21 protein-coding genes are annotated in these 21617 nt (G+C 50.4%); 16 read left to right on the top strand and 5 right to left on the bottom strand.

Annotated elements, in window-relative coordinates:
• The first annotated feature begins 26 nt into the window (after positions 1-26).
• The gene (locus AB4Z29_RS02510; RefSeq protein ID WP_441941556.1) at positions 27-1589 is read left to right on the top strand and encodes an ABC transporter substrate-binding protein; all 1563 of its coding nucleotides are present in this window, start codon (positions 27-29) and stop codon (positions 1587-1589) included.
• A 69-nt stretch (positions 1590-1658) separates the two neighbouring features.
• On the opposite strand, the gene AB4Z29_RS02505 is transcribed toward AB4Z29_RS02510, so the two are convergent.
• The gene (locus tag AB4Z29_RS02505) at positions 1659-2207 is read right to left on the bottom strand and encodes a C40 family peptidase (RefSeq protein WP_441941555.1); all 549 of its coding nucleotides are present in this window, start codon (positions 2205-2207) and stop codon (positions 1659-1661) included.
• 263 nt (positions 2208-2470) lie between these two features.
• On the opposite strand from AB4Z29_RS02505, the gene AB4Z29_RS02500 reads away from it, so the two are divergent.
• From AB4Z29_RS02500 to AB4Z29_RS02475, 6 genes are all read left to right on the top strand, one after another.
• Positions 2471-2767, top strand: a complete 297-nt coding sequence (locus AB4Z29_RS02500) for a LiaF transmembrane domain-containing protein (protein ID WP_441941554.1) — start codon at positions 2471-2473, stop codon at positions 2765-2767.
• Positions 2768-2843: 76 nt separating this feature from the next.
• Positions 2844-3530, top strand: coding sequence for a PspA/IM30 family protein (locus AB4Z29_RS02495; RefSeq protein WP_441941553.1), 687 nt, complete (start codon positions 2844-2846; stop codon positions 3528-3530).
• A complete protein-coding gene (locus AB4Z29_RS02490) occupies positions 3518-3991 on the top strand; it encodes a PspC domain-containing protein (protein ID WP_441941552.1) in 474 nt (157 codons plus the stop codon). Before AB4Z29_RS02495 ends, AB4Z29_RS02490 begins: the two co-directional genes overlap by 13 nt.
• A 1-nt stretch (position 3992) precedes the next feature.
• The gene (locus AB4Z29_RS02485; protein WP_441941551.1) at positions 3993-4700 is read left to right on the top strand and encodes a PspA/IM30 family protein; all 708 of its coding nucleotides are present in this window, start codon (positions 3993-3995) and stop codon (positions 4698-4700) included.
• Positions 4701-4848: 148 nt separating this feature from the next.
• Positions 4849-5850: a sensor histidine kinase gene (locus tag AB4Z29_RS02480; RefSeq protein ID WP_441941550.1), complete on the top strand. Its 1002-nt coding sequence runs from the start codon at positions 4849-4851 to the stop codon at positions 5848-5850.
• 48 nt (positions 5851-5898) lie between these two features.
• Positions 5899-6558, top strand: a complete 660-nt coding sequence (locus tag AB4Z29_RS02475; RefSeq protein ID WP_183568922.1) for a response regulator transcription factor — start codon at positions 5899-5901, stop codon at positions 6556-6558.
• A 6-nt stretch (positions 6559-6564) separates the two neighbouring features.
• On the opposite strand, the gene mobB is transcribed toward AB4Z29_RS02475, so the two are convergent.
• Positions 6565-7065, bottom strand: coding sequence for a molybdopterin-guanine dinucleotide biosynthesis protein B (gene mobB, locus AB4Z29_RS02470; RefSeq protein WP_441941549.1), 501 nt, complete (start codon positions 7063-7065; stop codon positions 6565-6567).
• Between the two features lie 148 nt (positions 7066-7213).
• On the opposite strand from mobB, the gene AB4Z29_RS02465 reads away from it, so the two are divergent.
• Positions 7214-8566 (top strand): molybdopterin molybdotransferase MoeA, encoded by a 1353-nt coding sequence (locus AB4Z29_RS02465; RefSeq protein WP_441941548.1) that lies wholly within the window; start codon positions 7214-7216, stop codon positions 8564-8566.
• Between the two features lie 502 nt (positions 8567-9068).
• Here AB4Z29_RS02465 and AB4Z29_RS02460 read toward each other — a convergent pair.
• Both AB4Z29_RS02460 and AB4Z29_RS02455 read right to left on the bottom strand, forming a co-directional pair.
• Positions 9069-9755, bottom strand: coding sequence for a hypothetical protein (locus AB4Z29_RS02460; protein WP_441941547.1), 687 nt, complete (start codon positions 9753-9755; stop codon positions 9069-9071).
• Between the two features lie 139 nt (positions 9756-9894).
• The gene (locus tag AB4Z29_RS02455) at positions 9895-10263 is read right to left on the bottom strand and encodes a hypothetical protein (RefSeq protein ID WP_441941546.1); all 369 of its coding nucleotides are present in this window, start codon (positions 10261-10263) and stop codon (positions 9895-9897) included.
• 104 nt (positions 10264-10367) lie between these two features.
• On the opposite strand from AB4Z29_RS02455, the gene AB4Z29_RS02450 reads away from it, so the two are divergent.
• The 8 genes from AB4Z29_RS02450 (at position 10368) to AB4Z29_RS02415 (ending at position 20515) form a co-directional block, all read left to right on the top strand.
• Positions 10368-11201: a YwmB family TATA-box binding protein gene (locus tag AB4Z29_RS02450; protein ID WP_441941545.1), complete on the top strand. Its 834-nt coding sequence runs from the start codon at positions 10368-10370 to the stop codon at positions 11199-11201.
• Between the two features lie 138 nt (positions 11202-11339).
• Positions 11340-12896, top strand: coding sequence for a glucose-6-phosphate dehydrogenase (gene zwf / locus AB4Z29_RS02445; RefSeq protein WP_441941544.1), 1557 nt, complete (start codon positions 11340-11342; stop codon positions 12894-12896).
• A 40-nt stretch (positions 12897-12936) separates the two neighbouring features.
• On the top strand, positions 12937-14523 hold the full coding sequence (locus AB4Z29_RS02440) for a peptide chain release factor 3 (protein ID WP_441941543.1): 1587 nt from the start codon (positions 12937-12939) through the stop codon (positions 14521-14523).
• 164 nt (positions 14524-14687) lie between these two features.
• Positions 14688-15755 (top strand): undecaprenyldiphospho-muramoylpentapeptide beta-N-acetylglucosaminyltransferase, encoded by a 1068-nt coding sequence (locus AB4Z29_RS02435; RefSeq protein ID WP_441941542.1) that lies wholly within the window; start codon positions 14688-14690, stop codon positions 15753-15755.
• Positions 15756-16243: 488 nt separating this feature from the next.
• Complete coding sequence (locus AB4Z29_RS02430) at positions 16244-17320, top strand: LacI family DNA-binding transcriptional regulator (RefSeq protein ID WP_441941591.1); 1077 nt, start codon at positions 16244-16246, stop codon at positions 17318-17320.
• Positions 17321-17431: 111 nt separating this feature from the next.
• Positions 17432-18595, top strand: a complete 1164-nt coding sequence (locus tag AB4Z29_RS02425) for a Gfo/Idh/MocA family protein (protein ID WP_183568941.1) — start codon at positions 17432-17434, stop codon at positions 18593-18595.
• A gap of 50 nt (positions 18596-18645) precedes the next feature.
• Entirely contained in the window at positions 18646-19368 is a 723-nt protein-coding gene (locus tag AB4Z29_RS02420) for a ThuA domain-containing protein (RefSeq protein ID WP_441941541.1), read from the top strand.
• A gap of 46 nt (positions 19369-19414) precedes the next feature.
• Positions 19415-20515, top strand: a complete 1101-nt coding sequence (locus AB4Z29_RS02415; protein ID WP_441941540.1) for a Gfo/Idh/MocA family protein — start codon at positions 19415-19417, stop codon at positions 20513-20515.
• Positions 20516-20694: 179 nt separating this feature from the next.
• On the opposite strand, the gene AB4Z29_RS02410 is transcribed toward AB4Z29_RS02415, so the two are convergent.
• The gene (locus AB4Z29_RS02410) at positions 20695-21564 is read right to left on the bottom strand and encodes a glycine betaine ABC transporter substrate-binding protein (RefSeq protein ID WP_441941539.1); all 870 of its coding nucleotides are present in this window, start codon (positions 21562-21564) and stop codon (positions 20695-20697) included.
• Positions 21565-21617 lie beyond the last annotated feature (53 nt).

Here is a 21617-nt window from a genome sequence, read left to right as displayed (position 1 = left end):
TTATCGCACGAGGGGGCAATCCGATAATGACCCGAAGGACGCGCAGACCGATTCGTGCCAAGAATCTCTTGCTGGCTTGCTTGTTTCTTCTATGCGCATGCTCCAATCAAGCAGGGGCGGAACGCCCATCAACAAGCAACGCTGCTGGAAACGGAATTGAAAGCGCTTCACCTAATAACGCTGATCAGGAAGGCGAAGTCGGTTATCCGGGAAAGAGCTACACGCTTAAATTCGTGTATACGGGTGCGCCGCAGAAGGATGAAGAAGAGGTTGAATCAGCGATCAATGATTATTTGCTGACCAAAATAAATGCAAAAATAGACCTGATGCCCATTGATTGGGGCCCTTGGAATGACAAAGTGAATTTGATGATCGCATCGCGCGAGACGGTTGATATCCTGTTCACAGCGCAATGGAACAAACATGCGGTAAACGTGTCGAAAGGCGCATTTCTAGAGCTGGATGAGCTGCTTGATCAATACGGTCAAGGCATTCTGCAATCGCTAGACCCGATTTTTCTTGCTGGAGCTAAGATTAACGGCAAAAACTACGCGGTACCGACGAATAAGGAATTAGCTGCCCAAGGCGGGATCGTATATCGGAAGGATATCGCTGACGAGCTTGGCATCGATATGTCGCAGGTCAAGACGATAGAAGACTTGGATGCGGTCTATCAGACCATTTTGGAAAAAAAACCGGGTATGACGCCGATTTATATGAAGCAGGGCGAGACCTTCAATGCGCATTACATCGGCAATTTCGATGCACTGGGAGATACATCGATCCCGGGTATAATTCTTAAGGATGGTGAAAGCACGCAAATTAAGCCCACCTACGAGGAAGAGCGCTATGTGAATACGCTGCGGATTACGCGTCAGTTTTTCCAGAAAGGGTACATTAACAAGGATGCAACCACGAATCAAACGATGAACAATGACGCACTTCGTTCGGGGGACGCGTTTTCCATTACATCCGCGTTGAAGCCAGGAAAGGATGAAGAGCTCGCCATTCAGTCAGGGCTGGCAGGCAAGCTGGCACAGCTTGCTCTTAATGTGAAGACGATAGCAACCTCGGAAACGGCGGGCTCTATGCTGGCGATTTCTTCAACTTCCCAGGATCCCGTACGTGCGATGATGTTTATTAATATGCTGCATACGGATGTTTATCTGAATAATCTGCTCAATTACGGCATAGAGGGCAAACATTATGAAAAGGTTAATGAGCAAGTCATTCGCCCCACTTTGAATACTCCCGGTTATAATCCAGGCACGAATTGGATGTTTGGCAATCAGTTTTTGAACTATGTTTGGGATAGTGAAAAAGCGGATAAGTGGGACTTATTTAGAGACTTTAACCAAAATGCGAAAATTTCTCCCGGGCTTGGCTTCGTGTTCGACGGGAATGGCGTGAGAGCAGAGGTAGCTGCGGTCGTAAATGTCGATAGACAATATCAAACGGCGCTTGAAACGGGCTCTGTTGATGTGGATCAAGTGTTGCCGGAGTACATCGAAAGCTTGAAGGCAGCGGGAATCGAGAAGATTATTGCGGAGAAGCAGAAGCAGTTCGATCAATTTCTGGCTAATAAATAAGAGTAGATGAAAGGTATGGCCGGCAAAGCGACAATCGCTTCGCCGGCATTTTTATTCCAATTATGCGAGCTAGAGGGCGCTGCCGCCAAACAAGAAGCGGTATTCCCACTGTTTATTATCGATGCTGTCTACACGAACCCCGCCGCTTTCCTTGGAGAAGGTATTGAGCATCTTGCCGTTTCCTAGATAAACGCCGACATGGGTGACGGTTTGCTTGGCTTTGGATACTTTGGCATAGCTGGTGGCACTGCTGCCGTGATAGGACATAAAGAACATCAAGTCTCCGCGTTTCAAGCTTGCCCAATTGGTTTTAATGGATGAATTCTTTTTGACGTATGCAGCTTGCGATGCTGAGGTTGAAGGCAGAGTAACGCCTGCGGCAACCTTGAATATGTGTTTGGTGAAATCTGAACAGTCAAATGTTTTGGTGGTGCTTCGGTTGGAGCCGAACTCATATGGCGTTCCTAAGTACTTCATGCCAGTCGAGATGATCTTCTCGGTAGTTGATGATGCGGCATACGCATGATCATTGAGGGGGAGTGCTACACTTCCAGTGCTAAATAATACGGCAGACAATACTCCTGCTGCGATAAGCTTCTTAATGGATACGTTTCTCATTGGTAGCGTATACACCTCCTGTACTGGTAATAACGTAACACAGGGATAGGGCTACTTTAAGCTGTAATATATGGTAAGAATGGCCGTTTGACCCCCTAAGGCTGGTATCCAACTCGACCTAAGTCCAGTGCCAAAACCGCCGAAAGTCCGTTTTACAAAAGGGGAAATTGATCTAAACTAAGTACATAAGCAAGAGCAACACACGCAAGGCAAGAAACAAAAAATGAAGAAATTCTAATGGTCGAAAGGAGATGGATTTGGAGATGAATGGTAAAAGCGCATTAGGTGTACTGCTAATCATCGTCGGCAGCATCGCGGTACTTAATTTTGTAGGTGTTCATTTCGGAGCGATACTCGGTTTCTTGCTTCCGTTCATACTGGTCGGATTCGGGGTTGTCGGCTGGATGAACAACAAGAAATGGATCGGCGGCATACTTATCGCAATCGGCGGCATGATGCTTCTTGGCAAGCTTGGCGGCGTAATCGTATTGCTGCTGGCAATCGGGTTGATCGTTGGCGGTGTAAGCCTCTTTAAGAAAGACAAGCGCAGCGCTTACTAATAACTGCGAGTGAAAATATAGAAGTATGAGAAGATTAGATCGGTTTTGCACCGCAAAACGCTAAGGAGGACATGGAATGAGTATTATGAAGCGAGTACGCGACATTACGGTCGCTACACTAAATGAACGGCTTGAGAAGTCAGAGGATCCGGTTCGAATGATTGATCAGTTTCTCTGGTCTACAAGAGAAGATATTATACAAGCGGAGAAGCTGTACCAGCAATACGCAGGGCATAGCAATCACTTGAAAGCACAGTGGCTGCAAGCGGAAGAGCAAAAGGAACGTCGTGAGAATCAAGCTTTGACTGCCTTGAAGGCAGGGGAGGAGCAGCTGGCCAGAATTGCCTTGCACGAGAAGGCAGGCTGCGAAGAACGTTCCTTGCAATATCGGGAGCTGTTCGAGCAAAGCCGCCAGAATACGCTTGATCTAGAAGAGCAGCTGCGCGAGATGCGGAGTGAATACCAATCTGTGTATGACAAGCGCGAATATTATGCAGCGCGAATGGAATCATTAAGATTGCAGCAGCGCTTGAACAGTCGTTACGCGAACGGGTTCGGCGATCATGGGGCTCAATCCGGCGCAGCGTTTAGAAGACTTGAGGATCGGATCAGCGGCATGGAGCATGAAGCCAAGAGCTTGCGCGACATACGCAGAATGGGGCAAGAATTCGTAACGGAAGCGGGCAATACCGTACAATCCGTTATAGAACGTGAGCTTGAGCAGCTGAAGCGAAAGCTTGAGAAAGAAGGATGGACGTCTTGAGGAAATTTTACCGCTCATCACGTGACAAGAAGTTATTCGGTCTTTGCGGCGGCTTAGCAGAAATGTTGAATGTTGATGCGACGCTCCTGAGGATTTTACTCATAGTTGTCACCATATTTACAAGCGGTGCGGTTATTCTGATCTATATTATCGCAGGTCTGGTTGTACCGAAAGAACCGCCGGTTTACTCTAACTTCGGTCCTAACGGCTACGGCAACGGCAACGGATATGGCGGGAGCTACAACCCTGGTTATGGTCAACAGCCTAATACGCCGTTCGGAGGACCTTACAAAAATCCGCCGCAAGCGCCAGGCGCTTGGAATACGCAAGGACCTGCACCGCAGCCATCACCATCATCCCAATTTGACAGTATGATGGATGACCTGGAGAAAAAAGCATTGCGTCGTGAAATTGAAGAATTGAAAGCCAAAATTGCTAAATACGAGAAGGGAGATTTTTAATATGGGAATTTTCAAACGGATGAAGGATATGACGAAGGCATCGCTAAACGAGGCATTGGACAAAATGGAGGATCCGATTGTCATGCTGAATCAATACCTGCGCGACATGGAGTCCGAAATCCATCAAGCCGAGGTAACCGTAGCGAAGCAGATGGCTAATGAACGCCGTATGAAGCAGCGCTTGGAAGAAACCGTGCGCAGCGCGGCTGATCGTGAATCGAAAGCGGAAGCGGCACTAAGAGCTGGCCAAGAAGAGCTCGCACGCAAATTGCTGGAAGAGAAGCTTTATTTCGAACAAAAGGTAACGGAATATGTCGAGCTTCATGGACAATCGAAGTCCCAAGCTGAAGAATTGATGCAGCAGCTGCACACGATGAAGGAAGAGTTCTACCAATTGCGCAACAAACGCAATGAGCTCGTTTCCCGTGCACAGGTTGCCAAAGCGCAGAAGCAGATGGCGCAGCTTACTGCTAACCATACGATTGACAGCGGCTCAGCGTCACGCGGCTTCTACCGCATGGAAGAGAAAATTATGCAGCTTGAGGCTGAGGCAGATGTTCTTCGCACTCCGTATTCATACAGCGGCGCGAAAAGCACCTTCAACGCTGCCGATGCTGAGAAGCAGATCAAGGTTGATGAGCAGCTGCAAGCATTGAAAAACAAGCTGAATCCTACGGCTTCGCTTACGAAGGAATCAACTGAGGAATAGTATGAGGAACGATGAGAGAAGCGGACCGTCTAACGGTCTGCTCTTTCATGCGTTTGGGCTAATGTGCCAGTAAAAGATTAAACAATGAAATACGCTGACATAAGCTTGCGATACAGGTTAAAATAGTACATAGAGGGAAGTGAGCCGTATGGAGCAAGGCAACAAAGCTGATCAGCCAAATCATGCGGCCCGCAGGCGCAATGTAGCAGAAACGGTGTTATGGCTGCTTATTATTATTAGCTTGGTCGTTATCGTACTACAAGGCATCGGGTATGTGGAGCTGTTTACGCTGCAAGGGAAATGGGCAGTCGTCGGGCTGACGATTGTCGGGGCGGGACTCGCAGCAGCCGCTTTGAACGGTTATTTGCAAAATTCGAAGCTGAAGGAAACGCTCAAGCGGATGACCGAACAGCAGATGAAACGTCGCTTTACGGTCACCTTGAGCAATGGCGAGAAAACGGACAACGAGGTTTCTGAGCAGGAGCAAGTCGATCCGAAATGGACGGAGAAAGTGAAATTCACAGCCGTTATCGAGGAGCGCCAGCGGCTGGCGCGCGAGCTGCATGATGCAGTAAGCCAGCAGCTATTCGCGATTTCCATGACTGCGACTGCAGTCAGCCGAACCATTGATCGTGATTGGGAGCGTGCAAAGCGACAGGTACAGCTTATCGAGGAGATGGCTGCTGTTGCCCAATCAGAGATGCGTGCTTTGCTGCTTCATCTTCGGCCCGTCCACCTGGACGGAAAAAATCTCGGGCAGGCGCTTACTGTGCTGGTGGATGAGCTGAAGCAGAAGGTGCCGATGACGATTATGCTGGAGGTGGACGAGACGATTGTTCTGCCGCCGAATGCAGAGGATCATCTGTTCCGAATTGCCCAGGAGGCTTTGTCCAATACGCTGCGGCACTCGAAAGCGGAGAGTATGGATATTAAGCTGGTGCGGATAAATAATCAAGTGTATATGAGCCTGCAGGACAGCGGGGTAGGTTTTGATCTCGAAGCGAAAAAACAAACCTCTTATGGTCTCCTTACGATGGAGGAGCGCGTTATGGAGCTGGGCGGATCTCTGCAAATGATTTCTAAGCCTGGAGAAGGCACCATGATTCAAATATGGATTCCAGCCGATTCACAACGAGAGATGAAAGCATAAACCAAGCTTATTTTTTTATAATAAAAGGCGGTGTACAGCGTGGAAGCTATGGAACAATTAACTCAGCCGATCAAGGTGCTGCTTGTCGATGATCATGAAATGGTACGGATCGGGCTTGCAGCAGTGCTCGATACCGAAGATGGCATCGAGGTTGTCGGCGAAGCAAGCAATGGGATGGATGGAATCCGACTGGCACAGGCTTATAAGCCGGATGTTGTGTTGATGGATTTGGTCATGGACGGCATGGACGGCGTGGAGACGACAGCAAAGCTGCTCGAGCTTTATCCGGAATGCAAGGTTATCGTGCTTACCAGCTACTTGGATGACAGCAAGCTTTATCCGGTCATTGAAGCAGGAGCCTTCAGCTATTTGCTGAAGACGTCGCGGGCGACGGAAATCGCAGATGCGATCCGTGCTGCTGCGCGGGGACAATCGGTATTGGAGTCGCAGGTGGCAGCCAAAATGATGAATCGCTTCCGGCAGCCCAAGCAGCAGGAGCAGGCTCCGCTGCATGATGAGCTGACCGATCGCGAGATGGATGTGCTGAAGCGTGTGGCGCGGGGAAGATCCAATCAGGAAATTGCCGATGAGCTGTTTATCGGTGTCAAAACCGTCAAATTTCATATTACGAATATTTTTAATAAGCTCGATGTAGATGACCGTACGCAGGCGGCCATTTACGCGCTGAAGCAAGGAATAGCGGAATAGCTAGCATCACGAATGCGGGAGCAAGGCTATTATTTTTTGATACATGAGCGAGGTCTGGTTAACATCAATGGCAGGTATGGACGAGTTGTCCGCCATGAAATTGCTCATTTCAGGCCATATGGCTGCGGCAAGCGGGTTGTTAAGCTCGTTCAGAAGCGCTGTGTCTTGCGCGGAACGAATCATAATGATTTTGGGATAGGAGGCGTCCTTGAAGCCTTCAACAAGCACGACATCAACCTCTGACATATGGGCAAGCAGCTGATCCAGCGGCTCTGAATACGGCTTTAGGATGGCTGTGCGATTAGCTGAAGTGATTGCCGTAATGTCAGCCCCGGCCGCTTGGTGCTTCCAAGTATCGGTTCCTGGGGTATCGATCTGAAAATCATGCGCATCGCGCTTAATTGTTCCAACTTTATAACCTGCAAGCTTTAAATGCTCCGTCAGCCGGCAAACCAATGTGGTTTTGCCGGTATTTTTGTATCCGACGATCTGGATGATGATTGGCATGATTTTCTCCTTTATGTTGCGTTGACGGTAATTGCCAATAGTTTAACATACATTGTAAAATGAATGCTGAATATGCTGCCGTCAGGGCTAAGGTGGCAGCTAAAAGGGCGGATGATGGCAATGACAGCTAAAAGGGCGGATGATGGTAATGGTAGAAGGCAATAGCGGTGCTATTGGATCGGGGAGCCGGTTCAATCGGCGAGCCGTACGGGTAGAGGAAGCGCAGCGGCGAGTGCTCGAGGCCGCAGCAGGGCAGGTTGTCGGCAGCGAGCTTGTCGCGCTGCACGAGAGCGGCGGCCGCAGGCTTGCGCAGACGGTGACGGCGTCAAGCGATTGGCCGCCCTTCGCGCGCTCGGGCCTCGACGGCTACGCCGTGCGCGCGGCAGATATCGCGGGAGCGTCGCCGGAGAAGCCGGCGATGCTGCGCGTTGTCTATGAGGTCGCGGCGGGCCAAGTGGCCCCGGCGGCCTTGCAGGCAAGCACAGCCGCGCGCATTATGACCGGCGCGGCTGTGCCTGAAGGCGCAGACGCGGTCGTGATGCTCGAGCAGACCGCGGAAGCGATGCTGGCAGACGGCTCGCGCGCGGTGCTGATTAAGCACGCGGGCGCCGCAGGCCAGCACATTGCGCCCTGCGGCGAGGAGTTCCGCCGCGGGGGCGTGCTTGCTGTGTCCGGCACGCTTGTGCGGCCGGGCCATGTTGCGCTGCTCGGCACCTTCGGCTATGCCGAGGTGGCCGTGCGGAAGCGCCCGCGCATAGCGGTATTTGCAACTGGCAGCGAATTGCTGCAAGTGGCGGCTCAGCTTGCCCCTGGGCGAGTCCGCGACAGCAACAGCAGCATGGTTGCGGCTATGGTTCATCAAAGCGGTGCAGAGCCCTTGCTGCTCGGTGCACTGCCGGATGAGCTAGCAGCGGTTGAAGCAGCTCTTGCCGACGCATGGGAGAAGTCCGACATCATCGTAACGACAGGCGGTGTGTCCGTAGGCGACTATGATGTAATGGCAGAGCTTATACGAGCTTTCAAGGACGGCAGCGGATTGCAAACGAAGGAGCAGCTGAGCGGCCTTCAATCGGCTGCAGAGCGACCAGCATCACGGCTTTTATTCGATAGAATTGCAATGAGGCCAGGCAGCCCGACTTCAGCCGCAGTAATGGATGGGAAACTGCTATTTGCCTTATCGGGCAATCCGGGAGCGTGTTTTGTCGGATTCGAGCTGTTCGTGCGCCCGGCGATCCATCTTTTGTTAGGCGTTCGTGAAGCATTGCCAAAAGTCGTGCGAGCAAGGCTATTAACGGCTGTTGAGAAGCCGAGCCCTCATGACCGTTTTGTACGCGCGCGCCTTGTCAGCGGGGATGACGGCACGCTGTCAGCTGATCCGCTCGCTTTCGCTAAGTCCAGCATGATGGCTTCAATCGCCGAAGCGGAGGGGCTCGTTGTTATTCCCGCCGGTTCAAAGGGAGCGGAAGCTGGCGAGGCGGTCGACGTTATTTTAATTCCGTAGCATTCATTAGCTGGAAACCTTAGGGATAAATAAACTTAACTGGAAGGAAATAGAGGGGGAGAAGGCGAATATAGTGATAAGCCTCTTTTGCCAGATCTGTCTGGAACCGCATAACAATCATATTGCTGAGTTTCTACCGTGCAACGGATAGAGCCCTCCGTCCTGCATGTTATACAGGAAAGAGGGCATTTTTTAAACTATAGGAAAGGATATCATTTCGCTAACTTTCTCTATATTTCTAAGCGAAACGTAAGCATAGCCGCCAGAGGACGGCAACAGCCGTTACGCTTGAAGTATAGGAAAGGATATGAGTTTGCTCATCCTTTCTCTTTACGTTTCGCCGAAACGATGGCGTCTATAGAAAGGACGCCGTCAGCGTTTCATCTTAAACTATAGGAAAGGATATGATTTCGTCATCCTTTCTCTATACTTCTCGGAATGAAACACGCCGCGCCGGCAAAGGATGGCGACAGCCATTTCACCTTATGTAGCGTTGGTTAGATTACAAATATTGATTGATAATTAACCCGACGTATGGAACAGGAGAGTAGGTTTGAGCAGAATTGAAATAGGCGGCATACGGAAGGGTCGACGTTAGCTCGGGCTGAAGCAGGTCTTCCGGCTTCTGCTGTTCTGTGTAGGCCAAAGCTACCTTTAGGTCTGTCAATAGTCCGCTCGTTCCAAGCAGCAGCCGCTTCATTCGTTCAACGTTCACCTGCGCAGTGTCCGTCGACTCCACCGTTTGGCTTTGAATGATCCATTGTCCATTATGTATGTCTCGGTGCAAGCCGATTTCTTGAACAGCCGGGTGGCGAAGAGCTTGCTCGATGGTGAGCCACAGCTCAGGGTTTAAATCGCCTTTCCCCTGCTTATACTGGTTTTCGAGATCACTGACAAGAAGAGCGAGCTGGTCCAGGCTGCCTTCAATTGGCTCATTATTGTCAAGCTCGCGTCCAAGCTTAATGGACAGCTGATTCATAGCATGCTGGGACTGTCTCGCTGTCTGAAGCCAGGAAGCTGCATGGCCTGCTGCTTGGTGGAAAGTGCGGCTCCATTCATCGTTATGCTCGGGCGCAAGCTGCGGCTCACCGTCCCTATATGGATAATAGGCATAAGAGCTGACGGCTTGCACGGGGGTATAAGCCGATGACCGTTCAATGCTCCTGATGGAGCGAATAGATGAGTTCATAAGCAATCTCCTCTCTACCTTCTTCTGCAAGTTCAGCGACAGCATACTATACCGCAAATGAAAAAGCTGGCGAAACTTGTCAATGATTGATTTAAAAATAAAAAAGCGGCATCACACGAACGGTTAGCCGCTTAGTCGATTACAGCAGCAGGAATAGAAAAGCGACGAGCGCGAAATCAAGCGCAAGCGCTCCGCCCCATGGATAATAAGGACGCGGTCCATAGTAGTAAGGATCATATGGATAAGCTTGTGTTTGTGCTTGCGGAACAGCTGCTTTTGGTGGAAGCTCTTTTTTACCTTTACCGCTTTTTTTCTTTTTTGAAACAGTTGGCTGCGTTTGGGTCACGTTTGCCTCAAGTTCGCCGGCTTCCGCATTAAGCAGCACTTTGCCTCCGCTGCATGAGCTAAGTATGCCGACATGGCGCGAACCGTCATTCATAACGACGCATACCGGATAGCCGCAAAACCGATTAACGACGTCTTCATGCAATGGATAAATAGGTTCCACTTGCTAATGACACCTCCATTTGATCATTCCTGCAACTAGTGTATTCACCTACAGGCGAACGTGTATGGATGTTTACCCATTCCGAGAGGACAGGAGCGAAAATCATGTACATTCCGAATCAAAACGTACCGGCAAGGCATCGTTTGTCGGCAAAGCAGCGGGCCAAGCGTACCAAGCAAGGAGTGCTGCTTGCTTTGGCAGTGATCTCCGTATGTGCGATATGGGCCATTTGGCAAGCAGGTCATGCCCCGAAGGAAACGACATCGGCGGAGCAGCTGCTTCAGCATGATTTGAAGGCGCTATGGGAATGGAGCGATGATCAGGTGAAAGGCGGTTCAGATGGCGCGAGCTGGTCAATTCGTTGGGATGTGACAGGAAAAGCAGGCTCCATGCAGGAGCTTGTCTTGCAGTTATTTACGGAGGAGAAGGGGGAAGCGGTGGATAAGGTTGTCGGCAATGAAGGGAAAACGGTCTCCGGCTTAGTCGCGAAATATGGAGGAAAGGTATCCTTGCATTTGATTCAAAAGGACGATCAAAGCGAGCAGCTTATGGTTCTTCTAGAGACGGCTGGCACGGCGAGTATTGAGAGGGAAAGCTTGCTGCAAAAATCAGCGGATATTTCGTCGAAGATTGCGCTCATTTCGCCTGCTTTTACAAGCAGCATGAAGGTTCAAGGGTATACGAAGCATGACCAGACTATCCAAAGAATGACTAGGCTGACCGATGCTAAAACCATTGACCGATATGAAGATGCAGGCACGATCAGCGAAACCTTCTATACCCGGATGCTGCATTCTGTCATTCCAGTCGAGAACGGCAAATCTGCAAACTTTCAAGTTGCCTTGCATAAAGATACAGACACGGGAAATACCGAATTAACGATCGGAATACCAGTTATTACTGGAGAATACAGCGTTTCCAAGGCTGAAAATGACTGAAATAGCCGATCAGATTAGAATAAGTAACGGATCTTATCAGTATTTTTTATGATAAGTTGAATAGCGAATTATAGTTGGATATGCTAAACTACATTACATGTGAAGCTGTATAAAATACATAGGGAAAGAATGAGGCAAATGACATATACGAATACTCTTGAATCCGTCTCCGCAGAGGGCTCTGTTTACTATCTGTTCGGAGCAACGGGCGATTTGGCTCGGCGCAAGCTATTCCCAGCCCTTTTCAGTTTATATAAAGAAGGCAAGCTTTCGGAGAACTTTGCCGTAGTTGGCCTTGCAAGACGTCCTCGCACCAATGAGCAATTCCGTGCCGACCTGTACGAATCAATCGTAGAATTTTGCCGATATAAAGCGGACGATGCCGAGCTTTGGAACCGTTTTGCCGAACATTTCGTATACATGTCGCTGGATATCAACGATGTGGAGGGCTTCAAGGAGCTTAGCAAATTGTCCGAGCAGCTTGATGCGAAGTTCGACATTCCAGGCAATCGTCTCTTTTATTTGGCGCTTGCACCTTCGCTATTCGGGCCGGTTTCATTCAACCTGCGCGACGGTGGGTTGCTTGAATCGAAGGGCTGGCACCGTGTCGTAATCGAGAAGCCCTTCGGCTACGATTTGCCGTCTGCACAGAAGCTGAACGAACAGATCAACCAAGTGTTTAAAGAGGAAGAAATTTATCGGATCGACCATTACCTCGGCAAGGAAATGGTTCAAAATATTCAAGTCATTCGTTTTGCGAATGCATTTTTTGAGCCTTTGTGGAATAATAACCATATTGCCAATGTCCAGATTACCCTATCGGAAACGGTAGGCGTTGAGGATCGCGGCGGTTATTATGATAAGTCAGGCGCTTTGCGGGACATGGGCCAGAACCATATGCTGCAAATGCTGACGATGATCGCTATGGAGCCACCAAGCCGCTTGCACGGAGAAGATATTCGTGACGAGAAGGTAAAGGTGCTTCGCTCCCTTCGCAATTATAAGTCCAGCGATGAAGTGCGAGAAAACGTTGTTCGCGGGCAATACAGCGAAGGCAGCCATCACGGGAAGGATCTTCCCGGCTATCGTCAAGAGGATTCGGTTGCCGAGGATTCAACGACTGAAACGTATTTCGCTGCCAAAGTATTTGTAGATAATTTCCGCTGGGCTGGCGTGCCGTTTTATATTCGGACAGGCAAGCGTCTTCCAGTCAAAACGACGGAAATCGTCATTGAATTCAAATCGATGCCGCAGAACGTCTTGTTCGCGCAGCGTCATGATCTCGCTCCGAACCTGCTCGTTATTCGCGTAAATCCGCTTGAGGGCATATATATTAAAGTAAATGCAAAAACACCGGGCGAGAACAATTCCGTACAGCCGGTAGCGATGGAATTTTGCCAAAGCTGCCAGGTTGGCTTGAATACGCCTGAAGCTTATGAGCGCCTTATCCATGATGCAGTACGCGGGGATTCAACCTATTTCACGCGCTGGGACGAAGTATCCCAGGCTTGGGCATTCGTTGACCGCATCGCACAGGCGTGGCGCGAGGACAAAAGCGATCTGAAGCAGTACCCGGCAGGATCATGGGGGCCGGATGCGGCGAACCAGATGCTTGGGGATGATGGCTTCCATTGGTGGCCTGTGAACGGACAAGAGGAAGATAAAGTTATTTGGGTTTCGAACAGCGGCAAATAACCGCTGCCCGCATACCTTACGTAATGAAGGGAAGTCAAGCATGAGCAAATCGTTAAGCGAAGAAATAAAACAGGAAGTAGATAAGCGGCGTACGTTCGCAATTATCTCTCACCCTGATGCAGGGAAAACAACCCTAACTGAGAAGCTCCTCCTATTCGGAGGAGCCATTCGGCTTGCAGGGTCAGTCAAGGCGCGCAAAGCGAGCCGACACGCCACGTCCGACTGGATGGAAATCGAGAAGCAGCGGGGAATTTCCGTAACGTCGAGCGTAATGCAGTTCGATTATTTAGATCACCGCGTCAATATTCTCGATACACCAGGCCACCAAGATTTCAGTGAAGACACGTATCGTACGCTTACCGCAGCCGATAGTGCCGTCATGCTTATTGACGTTGCCAAAGGCGTAGAGGCACAAACGATCAAACTGTTCCAAGTTTGCCGCAAGCGCGGCATTCCGATATTTACATTTATCAATAAGCTGGACCGCGAAGGCCAAAGTCCATTTGAATTAATGGAGGAGCTGGAGCGGGTGCTGGGCATCCGTGCCGTACCGATGAACTGGCCGATCGGCATGGGCCGCGAGCTATGCGGCGTGTACGACCGGATGAAGACCCAAGTAGAGCTGTTCCAAGGCAATGACCATTCCACGATAGAAGTGCGCAAGGTCAGTGATTATAATGATCCATTGATCCGCGAGATGGCTGGCGATTATTTGACGGACCAGCTGATCGGAGACCTGGAGCTGCTAGATGTTGCAGGCGATCAATTTGACTTCGAGAAGGTGCAGGCGGGCGAGCTGACACCTGTGTTCTTCGGAAGCGCGGTTAATAACTTCGGCGTGCAGACTTTTCTTGAGAACTTCCTGCAGCTGGCGCCTAAGCCAACCTCCCGCAATAGCACGTCTGGACAGGTAGAACCGACGAATGAGAAGTTCACCGGCTATGTGTTCAAAATTCAAGCCAATATGAATCCAGCGCATCGCGATCGGATCGCTTTCCTGCGTATTTGCTCCGGCAAATTCGAAAGAGGCATGAGCGTACGCCATGTTCGCAACGGCAAGGATATTAAGCTGGCGCAGCCGCAGCAATTTCTCGCGCAGGATCGCGATATCGTAGATACAGCATACCCAGGCGACATTATCGGTTTGTTTGACCCAGGCATATTCCGAATCGGCGATTCTTTGTCGCAAGGCGGAGAGGTTGTATTCGACGAGCTGCCGACGTTTTCCCCGGAGATATTCGCCAAAGTAACCGTCAAAAACGCGCTTAAGCATAAGCAGTATCAGAAGGGCATTGACCAGCTGACGGAAGAGGGCACGATTCAGGTGTTCCATTCCACCGGCAACTTCGACGAGACGATTCTTGGCGTTGTCGGGCATTTGCAATTCGAGGTATTCGAGCATCGGATGAAGGCGGAGTACGGCGTCGATATTCAACTGCACCGCATGCAGTTCCAATTCGCGCGCTGGATCGTGGATGACAATATTGATCCCGGCAAATTCCGTATCAATACGACGCTTGTGAAGGATAAGAAGGGCAATTACGTCGTCTTGTTCGAGAATGAGTATGCGATGCGTACCGCTATCGACAAGAATCCGACATCTAAGTTTTTGGAAACGGCGCCTTAAGCATCTGGTTATAAGAAGCCGGCAGCATCCCAAGTCTACCCTCGCAGCAGCGCAGGAGGCTGGGGATGCTTTTTCTTTTGCGATCGATTGTTGGAAATGCAGTGCTAAAAAACAGGTTTGCCCGTATAATAGATGGATAAAAAACGATAGGTGGCTAGTCATTCATGAAAACAATCATGTTCACCGGGGGAGGCTCAGCCGGACACGTTACCGTTAATTTGGCCTTGATCCCGCGGTTTTTGGAAGAGGGCTGGTCAGTTCAATATATCGGATCGGAGAGCGGTATTGAACGGCAGCTTATCGCAACGATTCCGGAGGTCCAATATTTTCCTATTTCGACCGGCAAGCTCAGAAGATACATCGATATGCAAAATATTAAAGACCCTTTCAAGGTTGTAAAGGGGCTGTTTCAGGCGTATCGGCTTATTAAGAAGAACAAACCGAATGTTATTTTCTCCAAAGGCGGCTTTGTGTCTGTGCCCGTTGTGCTTGGCGCATGGCTGAACAAGGTACCTCTGCTTATTCACGAATCCGATTTAACGCCGGGACTGGCTAACCGGATTTCAATCCCGTTTGCCACTGGCGTATGCACGACCTTCCCTGAAACGGGAGGCATGCTGAAGGCTGACAAAAGCAGGCATGTTGGCGCTGTCATCCGTGAGGAGGTAAAGCAAGGAAACGCAGATCGCGGCAGAGCCTTCTGCGGCTTTACGAGGAGCAAACCCGTTATTCTTATTATGGGCGGCAGCCTAGGGGCGCGGAAGATCAATACGGCGGTCAGGCAGTCGTTAATAGCCCTTACTAAGCAATATCAGATCGTACATTTATGCGGGAAAAATCAAGTTGACCCTTCGCTTACGATGCCTGGCTATAAGCAATTTGAATATGTGAACGAGCAGCTGCCAGACGTGCTGGCGATGACCGATCTAGTCATTTCACGCGCAGGGTCCAACTCGATCTTCGAGTTTCTCTCCCTGAAAAAACCGATGCTGCTCATTCCGCTGACGAAGGAGCAGAGCCGCGGCGACCAAATTCTGAACGCGCAGTCGTTCGAGAAATCGGGCTATGCCGATATTCTGTATGAAGAGAAGCTGACCGCAGTGACGCTTGCAGAGAGCGTTGATCGATTGTACGCGAACCGGGCTGCTTATGTGGATCGGATGAATATGAGCGAGGAAGCGAATGCGCTGTCTGCTGTCTTTGATTGGATTAACGAAATTGCAAAGAAGTAACAAGGTCAGTATAAAGGGTAAAGGGACTGTCCTAATAGGGTAGCAAAGCAGTCGGCCATATTCGTAACATGCACCAATGAGCCTTCAACACCACTATGAAAGTGGCGCTGAAGGTTTTTTTAAAACCCTAAATCGCTTAACAAGCGAGTACTGTATTTTTTCAAAATCGAGTTTGAGACAGCTCCTTTCTGCTGAATGATAAGGTGCTGGAAATTTGTATCAAATAGAGCATTGACGGTGAAACGTTTTCATGCAATAATGTACGCGTGTACATTGATTGTTCAAACGATTACATTTTTCTGGATTGAGCGGTTAGATTATGTCCTTGAATTAGGAATAATGAGAGTTTACGTCCAATGTTAAGCAATCACCATTAGAGTAAAGACAACTTTGTATTGATCCACTATATTTTGATGCACTATATCTTGATGCACTATATCTTGATGCACTATATCTTAATGCACTATATCTTGATGCACTATATCTTGATGCACTATATCTTGATGCACTATATCCGTCATTTCAGGAGGCATTCGATCATTAGCAGGAAAGAAGTAGCGAAGCTGGCAGGTGTCTCCGAGGCGACCGTGTCGAGGGTATTAAATAATGTCGGCCCTCTTAAGGAGGAGACCAGGGAGCGGGTGCTGCAGGCTGCAGCTGCTGTCGGTTATGTACCGAATGCGCTGGCGCAGCAATTCGCTAGACGGAAAAGCGGGAATATCGGCGTTATTCTGCCATTTATGCCAAAGGTTCGCCTGTTCTCTACCTACTATTTCTCGGAGATATTAAGCGGGATCGGCGAAACGGCAAAGCGCTGCGGCTATGACCTGCTGCTCATCTTCAGGGAGCCGGACGGCGCGAGGGATTACGCGAATCTATTCCGAACGCAAAAGGTCGATGCCTGTATCGTGCTTGGCTCGCAGGACGTGCCGGAGGAACGAGCTGCGCTGGCTGAGCTTAAAGCGGGGGATTACCCCTTCTGCCTGGTTAACCAGCGATATGACGAAGCAGCCTACGCTACTGTGGATGCGGATCATGTGTCCGGCAGCATGGATGCTGTCCGTCATTTGCTTGAGCAGGGCTGCCGGAGCATTGCTTTCATCAATGGACCGCTGCAATACTCGAATAGTACGGACAGGCTCGAGGGTTACAAGAAGGCGCTGGGTGAGGCGGACATTCGTTATGAGCAAGAGCTGGTCTACGTCGGTAATTACAGTCGCAAGAGCGGCTATGAGCTGGCTGAGCGGCTTGCTTTTCAGATTAAGTCAGGAAGCGTGGATGCCATATTCGCAGCCAACGACCGAATGGCAATCGGATTAATGCAAGGCTTACGGGAGATCGGTCTTGAAGCTGGGAAGCAGTATGCAATGGTCGGATACGATGATTCAGACGGCTCGCGCATCATTAGTCCTCAGCTTACGACCGTTGCGGTGCCCTTCTACGAGATGGGCAAGCTGGCGGCTGCAAGGCTGCTCGACCAAACACAAACCGGAGAAGCTGGGAACACAGCAGGCAGCCTGCTGCCCATTCAGTTAGTCATAAGGGAAACATCAACCTATGAATAAAGGGTATGACATGCAATCTGGCAAGCTGTTTCAAACCTTGGTTCAATCGCGAAACAGGTATTACCGCATACGTCTGCGGATCCCGTTTACGCATAAGAGAGGCGGTAGGTTATGGATAAAGTAAGAGTTGGCATGGTGGGCTATAAATTTATGGGTAAGGCGCACAGCAATGCATACCGCGCGCTCCCGATGTTTTTCCCGGATTCGATCAAGCCGGAGATGACGGCAATATGCGGCCGCGATCCGCAAGGGTTAGAGCAAGCAAAGACACAATTCGGCTGGCAAAGCTCTGAAACGGATTGGAAGGAGCTTGTGAAACGGGATGATATTGACTTAATCGATATTAATGCGCCAAGCGATGCGCATAAGGCAATCGCGCTGGCTGCAGCCGAGGCAGGCAAGCATATTTTCTGTGAGAAGCCGCTTGCGCTTACGCTTGAGGATTCCCGCGAGATGCTGGAAGCGGCAGAGAAGGCCGGCGTGAAGCATATGGTTGGCTTCAACTACCGGTTTGCGCCAGCGGTGCAGCTTGCCAAAAAGCTCGTTTCCGATGGGCGTCTTGGAGAGATATATCATTTCCGCGCTGTATTCCTGCAGGATTGGATTATCGATCCGAACTTCCCGCTCGTATGGCGCCTTCAGAAGGAAATTGCCGGTTCTGGGTCGCATGGAGATTTAGGTGCGCATTTGATCGACATGGCGCGATTCCTAGTCGGCGAGTTTGACGAGGTTATTGGCATGAGTGAGACGTTCGTGAAGGAACGCCCTATTGCATCGACAATGACCGGCCTTAGCGCAAAAGGAAGCGAGGACGGACCACGCGGACCGGTTACCGTTGATGACGCGACCGTATTCATGACTCGTTTTGCCGGCGGCGCGCTCGGCAGCTTCGAGGCGACTCGCTTTGCGGCAGGCCATCGTTGTACGAATGCCTTCGAAATCAATGGCAGCAAAGGCAGTATTAAGTTTGATTTCGAGCGGATGAACGAGCTTCAGGTTTATTTCACAGACGATGCGGAGGACGTGCAGGGCTTCAGGCGCGTGCTGGCTACGGATCCGTCACATGCTTACATGGATGCATGGTGGCCTGCTGGTCATACGATTGGTTACGAGCATACGTTCACCCATGAAATGCATGAGCTGATGCAAGCTTTTGCCGAGGACCGTCAGCCTGTGCCGAACTTCGTAGACGGCGTGAAATGCCAGGAGGTGCTTGAGGCGGTGGATCGCTCTATTGCCGAGCGGCGCTGGGTTTCAATTAGTGAGCTAGCTTAGCATGGAATGATAAAGTGGACGAAATCCAAGTGAGAGGCAGGACGAATTCGATGAAAAAAGCATTAATCGTATGGGGCGGATGGGATGGTCATCAGCCGAAAGAGGTCGCTGAAATTTTCCGCGAGGTGCTTGTTGCCGAGGATTTTGAAGTTGAGGTGTCAGATACGCTGGAAGCATTCTCTGATGCTGAGAAGCTGAAAGGACTAGATCTCATTGTCCCGGTATGGACGATGGCACGGATTGAACAGCAATTGGTCGATAACGTCTCCGCTGCTGTCCAAAGCGGAGTAGGATTGGCAGGCTGTCATGGAGGCATGTGCGATGCTTTCCGCGAAAATGTGGATTGGCAGTTCATGACGGGCGGCCAATGGGTTGCTCATCCAGGCAATGACGGTGTGGAATATATCGTCAATATCAATAACTCATCGAGCCCGCTTACTGACGGCATCGACGATTTCACCGTCAGCTCCGAGCAATATTATTTGCATGTGGATCCTGCGGTAGAGGTGCTGGCGACGACGCGATTCCCGCTTTCGCCTGGGCCGCATTCACTCAACAAGGCTGTCGATATGCCAGTTGCTTGGACGAAGCGATGGGGCGTTGGACGCGTGTATTACAATTCGCTTGGGCATCAGGCGAATATTATTGAAATTCCGACCGTGAAGGAGCTTATGCGCCGCGGATTCCTATGGTGCGCGGAAGGCAAGGCCAAAGCGCTTGAGGCGGGAACGGCATCAGCCGCATATAGCGGCATGGCAGATAATCAGCTGTAAGCAAACGTGATTAAAAACTAGGATATGGGACGAGGGACGGGCGACAATGGAGAAAATTAAAGCGGGCATTATCGGTACAGGCAATATTAGCGGTATTTATTTTGAAAACGGAAATCGCTTCGACGCGCTTCAAGTAGTGGCTTGCGCGGATTTGGATGTGGAACGGGCCATTGCGCGGGGCGAGGAATTTGGTGTTCGCGGCTGTTCAGTTGAGGATTTGCTGGCAGATCCCGAGATTCAATTGATTATTAACTTAACGATTCCGCAAGCCCATGCGTCCGTATGCTTGAGAGCACTGGAAGCCGGCAAGCATGTCTATGTGGAGAAACCGTTTGCGGTAACGCGGGAGGAAGCGCAGGAGGTGCTGGATCTCGCAGCGAGAAAAGGACTATTGGTCGGAAGCGCGCCTGACACCTTCCTCGGCGGCGGCATTCAGACGAGCATTAAGCTGCTGGAAGACGGCTGGATCGGAACTCCGATTGGGGCTACCGCTTTCATGGTCGGAGGCGGACATGAATCCTGGCATCCGTCGCCAGAGTTTTATTATCAAAAAGGCGGCGGCCCAATGTTCGATATGGGACCTTATTATTTGACTGCGCTTGTCGCGCTGCTTGGACCGATTACCCGTGTCACGGGCTCTGCCCGCATATCATTCCCAGAGCGTACGATTACGAGCAAACCCAAATATGGCCAACAGGTTCAGGTAGAGGTTCCGACGCATATCGCTGGCGTAATGGACTTTGCCTCGGGACAGATCGGAACGCTGTTAACGAGCTTCGACGTTAAAGGCGGATCCACCCTTCCGCGCATTGAGGTGTATGGCAGCACAGGAACGCTGCTCGTACCCGATCCGAACAGCTTCAGTGGCGAAATCAAGCTATGGCGAGCTGGCGCAAACGAATGGTCCAACATCCCTCTGGCTTATGGCTATACGGAAAATGCGCGCGGCGTCGGTGCAGCCGATATGGCGAAGGCGATCCAAACCGGCCGCAAGCATCGCGCGAACGGCGAGCTTGCTTATCACGTGCTGGAAGCGATGCATGGCTTCCACGACGCTTCTGAGCAAGGCGTCCACTACGTAATGAAAAGCACTTGCGAGCGTCCGGCACCATTGCCGCTGGGCCTGCAGCCTTACTGCTTGGATTAATAGCACAAGAAGCATTTGGATGGGAGACAATCGTCTCCTTGCCAGATGCTTTTTTTTAGCTGTGATTAATAGCCCATGAGTACTTAACATGCTCATTGTCGCCGATGAAGCTATATATGACGTAGCGGGCAAGCGTCATAAGAAAAAAAGCAGAGCGAAATCCGCTCTGCTTTTTTATATTATTCGGCGATCCAAGTATCAACTTTACTCGCGTTCTGTTCAACCCATGCTTTGGCTGCTGCCTCCGGCGTTTTGCCTTCTTGGATTTGAATCATAACCGCTGCCATATCATCTGGCGTCCAGTTAAACTGGTCGAGGAATGTGAAGGCATCCGGTTGATCCTCCTTTAATCCTTTGCGGGCAACCGTATGAATCTGCTCGTCTCCGCCATATACATTTTGGGGATCTTCTAAATACTTAAGCTCCATCTTGGCGAACATCCAGTGAGGCGTCCAGCCCGTGACGACGATCGGCTCTTTGTTTGCATATGCCTTCTCGAGCTGCTGCGTCATCGCTGCCGATGAACTCTCCAGCAGCGTCCATTTGTCGCGGAGCTTATAAGCATCCAGTACTTTCTCCGTTGACATCATGATTCCGGCGCCGGGCTCGATGCCGATGATGGTATGGTCAACAGTATCGCCTACCGCGTCATTTAGTTCATCGATGCTGTTGACGTCCATGTACTGTGGTACAACAAGTCCGATTTTGGTGCCCTCAAGGTTTGGCCCGAGGTCCTCGTATTTTCCATTATATTTGGTCACGTATGAAGCATGGGTCGTTGGCAGCCAAGCCGCTACCATAGCATCGGCGCTCCCGTCGGAAATGCCGGCCCACATCGGTCCAGCGTCTACCTGCATCAGCTCAACCTCATAATTCAATTTTTGTTCCAACACTTCTTTTACGACATAGGTGCTGGCGATTTCGGAATCCCATGCGACATAAGCCAATGTTACTTTTTTCTTGCTGCTGCCGCTCGAGGCGGAGCAGCCTGCTACTAATGCGATTACCAGAACAGCTGCTGCAAGTATACTTATACGATTGAATTTCAAAAAATCACTCCTTAAATTTCTGCATGACATATCCCATATAAATGGTTGTTATC

It is taken from the genome of Paenibacillus sp. 2TAB23, assembly GCF_052115165.1.
Lineage (GTDB): Bacteria > Bacillota > Bacilli > Paenibacillales > Paenibacillaceae > Pristimantibacillus.
This window is presented reverse-complemented; position numbering and strand designations above follow the sequence as displayed.

Bases quoted from the DNA above. Each gene is read 5' to 3' on its own strand.
- AB4Z29_RS02510 (WP_441941556.1), top strand. From the start codon at position 27: ATGACCCGAAGGACGCGCAGACCGATTCGTGCCAAGAATCTCTTGCTG.
- AB4Z29_RS02505 (WP_441941555.1), bottom strand. From the start codon at position 2,207: ATGAGAAACGTATCCATTAAGAAGCTTATCGCAGCAGGAGTATTGTCT.
- AB4Z29_RS02500 (WP_441941554.1), top strand. From the start codon at position 2,471: ATGAATGGTAAAAGCGCATTAGGTGTACTGCTAATCATCGTCGGCAGC.
- AB4Z29_RS02495 (WP_441941553.1), top strand. From the start codon at position 2,844: ATGAGTATTATGAAGCGAGTACGCGACATTACGGTCGCTACACTAAAT.
- AB4Z29_RS02490 (WP_441941552.1), top strand. From the start codon at position 3,518: ATGGACGTCTTGAGGAAATTTTACCGCTCATCACGTGACAAGAAGTTA.
- AB4Z29_RS02485 (WP_441941551.1), top strand. From the start codon at position 3,993: ATGGGAATTTTCAAACGGATGAAGGATATGACGAAGGCATCGCTAAAC.
- AB4Z29_RS02480 (WP_441941550.1), top strand. From the start codon at position 4,849: ATGGAGCAAGGCAACAAAGCTGATCAGCCAAATCATGCGGCCCGCAGG.
- AB4Z29_RS02475 (WP_183568922.1), top strand. From the start codon at position 5,899: ATGGAACAATTAACTCAGCCGATCAAGGTGCTGCTTGTCGATGATCAT.
- mobB (WP_441941549.1), bottom strand. From the start codon at position 7,065: ATGCCAATCATCATCCAGATCGTCGGATACAAAAATACCGGCAAAACC.
- AB4Z29_RS02465 (WP_441941548.1), top strand. From the start codon at position 7,214: ATGGTAGAAGGCAATAGCGGTGCTATTGGATCGGGGAGCCGGTTCAAT.
- AB4Z29_RS02460 (WP_441941547.1), bottom strand. From the start codon at position 9,755: ATGAACTCATCTATTCGCTCCATCAGGAGCATTGAACGGTCATCGGCT.
- AB4Z29_RS02450 (WP_441941545.1), top strand. From the start codon at position 10,368: ATGTACATTCCGAATCAAAACGTACCGGCAAGGCATCGTTTGTCGGCA.
- zwf (WP_441941544.1), top strand. From the start codon at position 11,340: ATGACATATACGAATACTCTTGAATCCGTCTCCGCAGAGGGCTCTGTT.
- AB4Z29_RS02440 (WP_441941543.1), top strand. From the start codon at position 12,937: ATGAGCAAATCGTTAAGCGAAGAAATAAAACAGGAAGTAGATAAGCGG.
- AB4Z29_RS02435 (WP_441941542.1), top strand. From the start codon at position 14,688: ATGAAAACAATCATGTTCACCGGGGGAGGCTCAGCCGGACACGTTACC.
- AB4Z29_RS02430 (WP_441941591.1), top strand. From the start codon at position 16,244: ATGCACTATATCTTGATGCACTATATCCGTCATTTCAGGAGGCATTCG.
- AB4Z29_RS02425 (WP_183568941.1), top strand. From the start codon at position 17,432: ATGGATAAAGTAAGAGTTGGCATGGTGGGCTATAAATTTATGGGTAAG.
- AB4Z29_RS02420 (WP_441941541.1), top strand. From the start codon at position 18,646: ATGAAAAAAGCATTAATCGTATGGGGCGGATGGGATGGTCATCAGCCG.
- AB4Z29_RS02415 (WP_441941540.1), top strand. From the start codon at position 19,415: ATGGAGAAAATTAAAGCGGGCATTATCGGTACAGGCAATATTAGCGGT.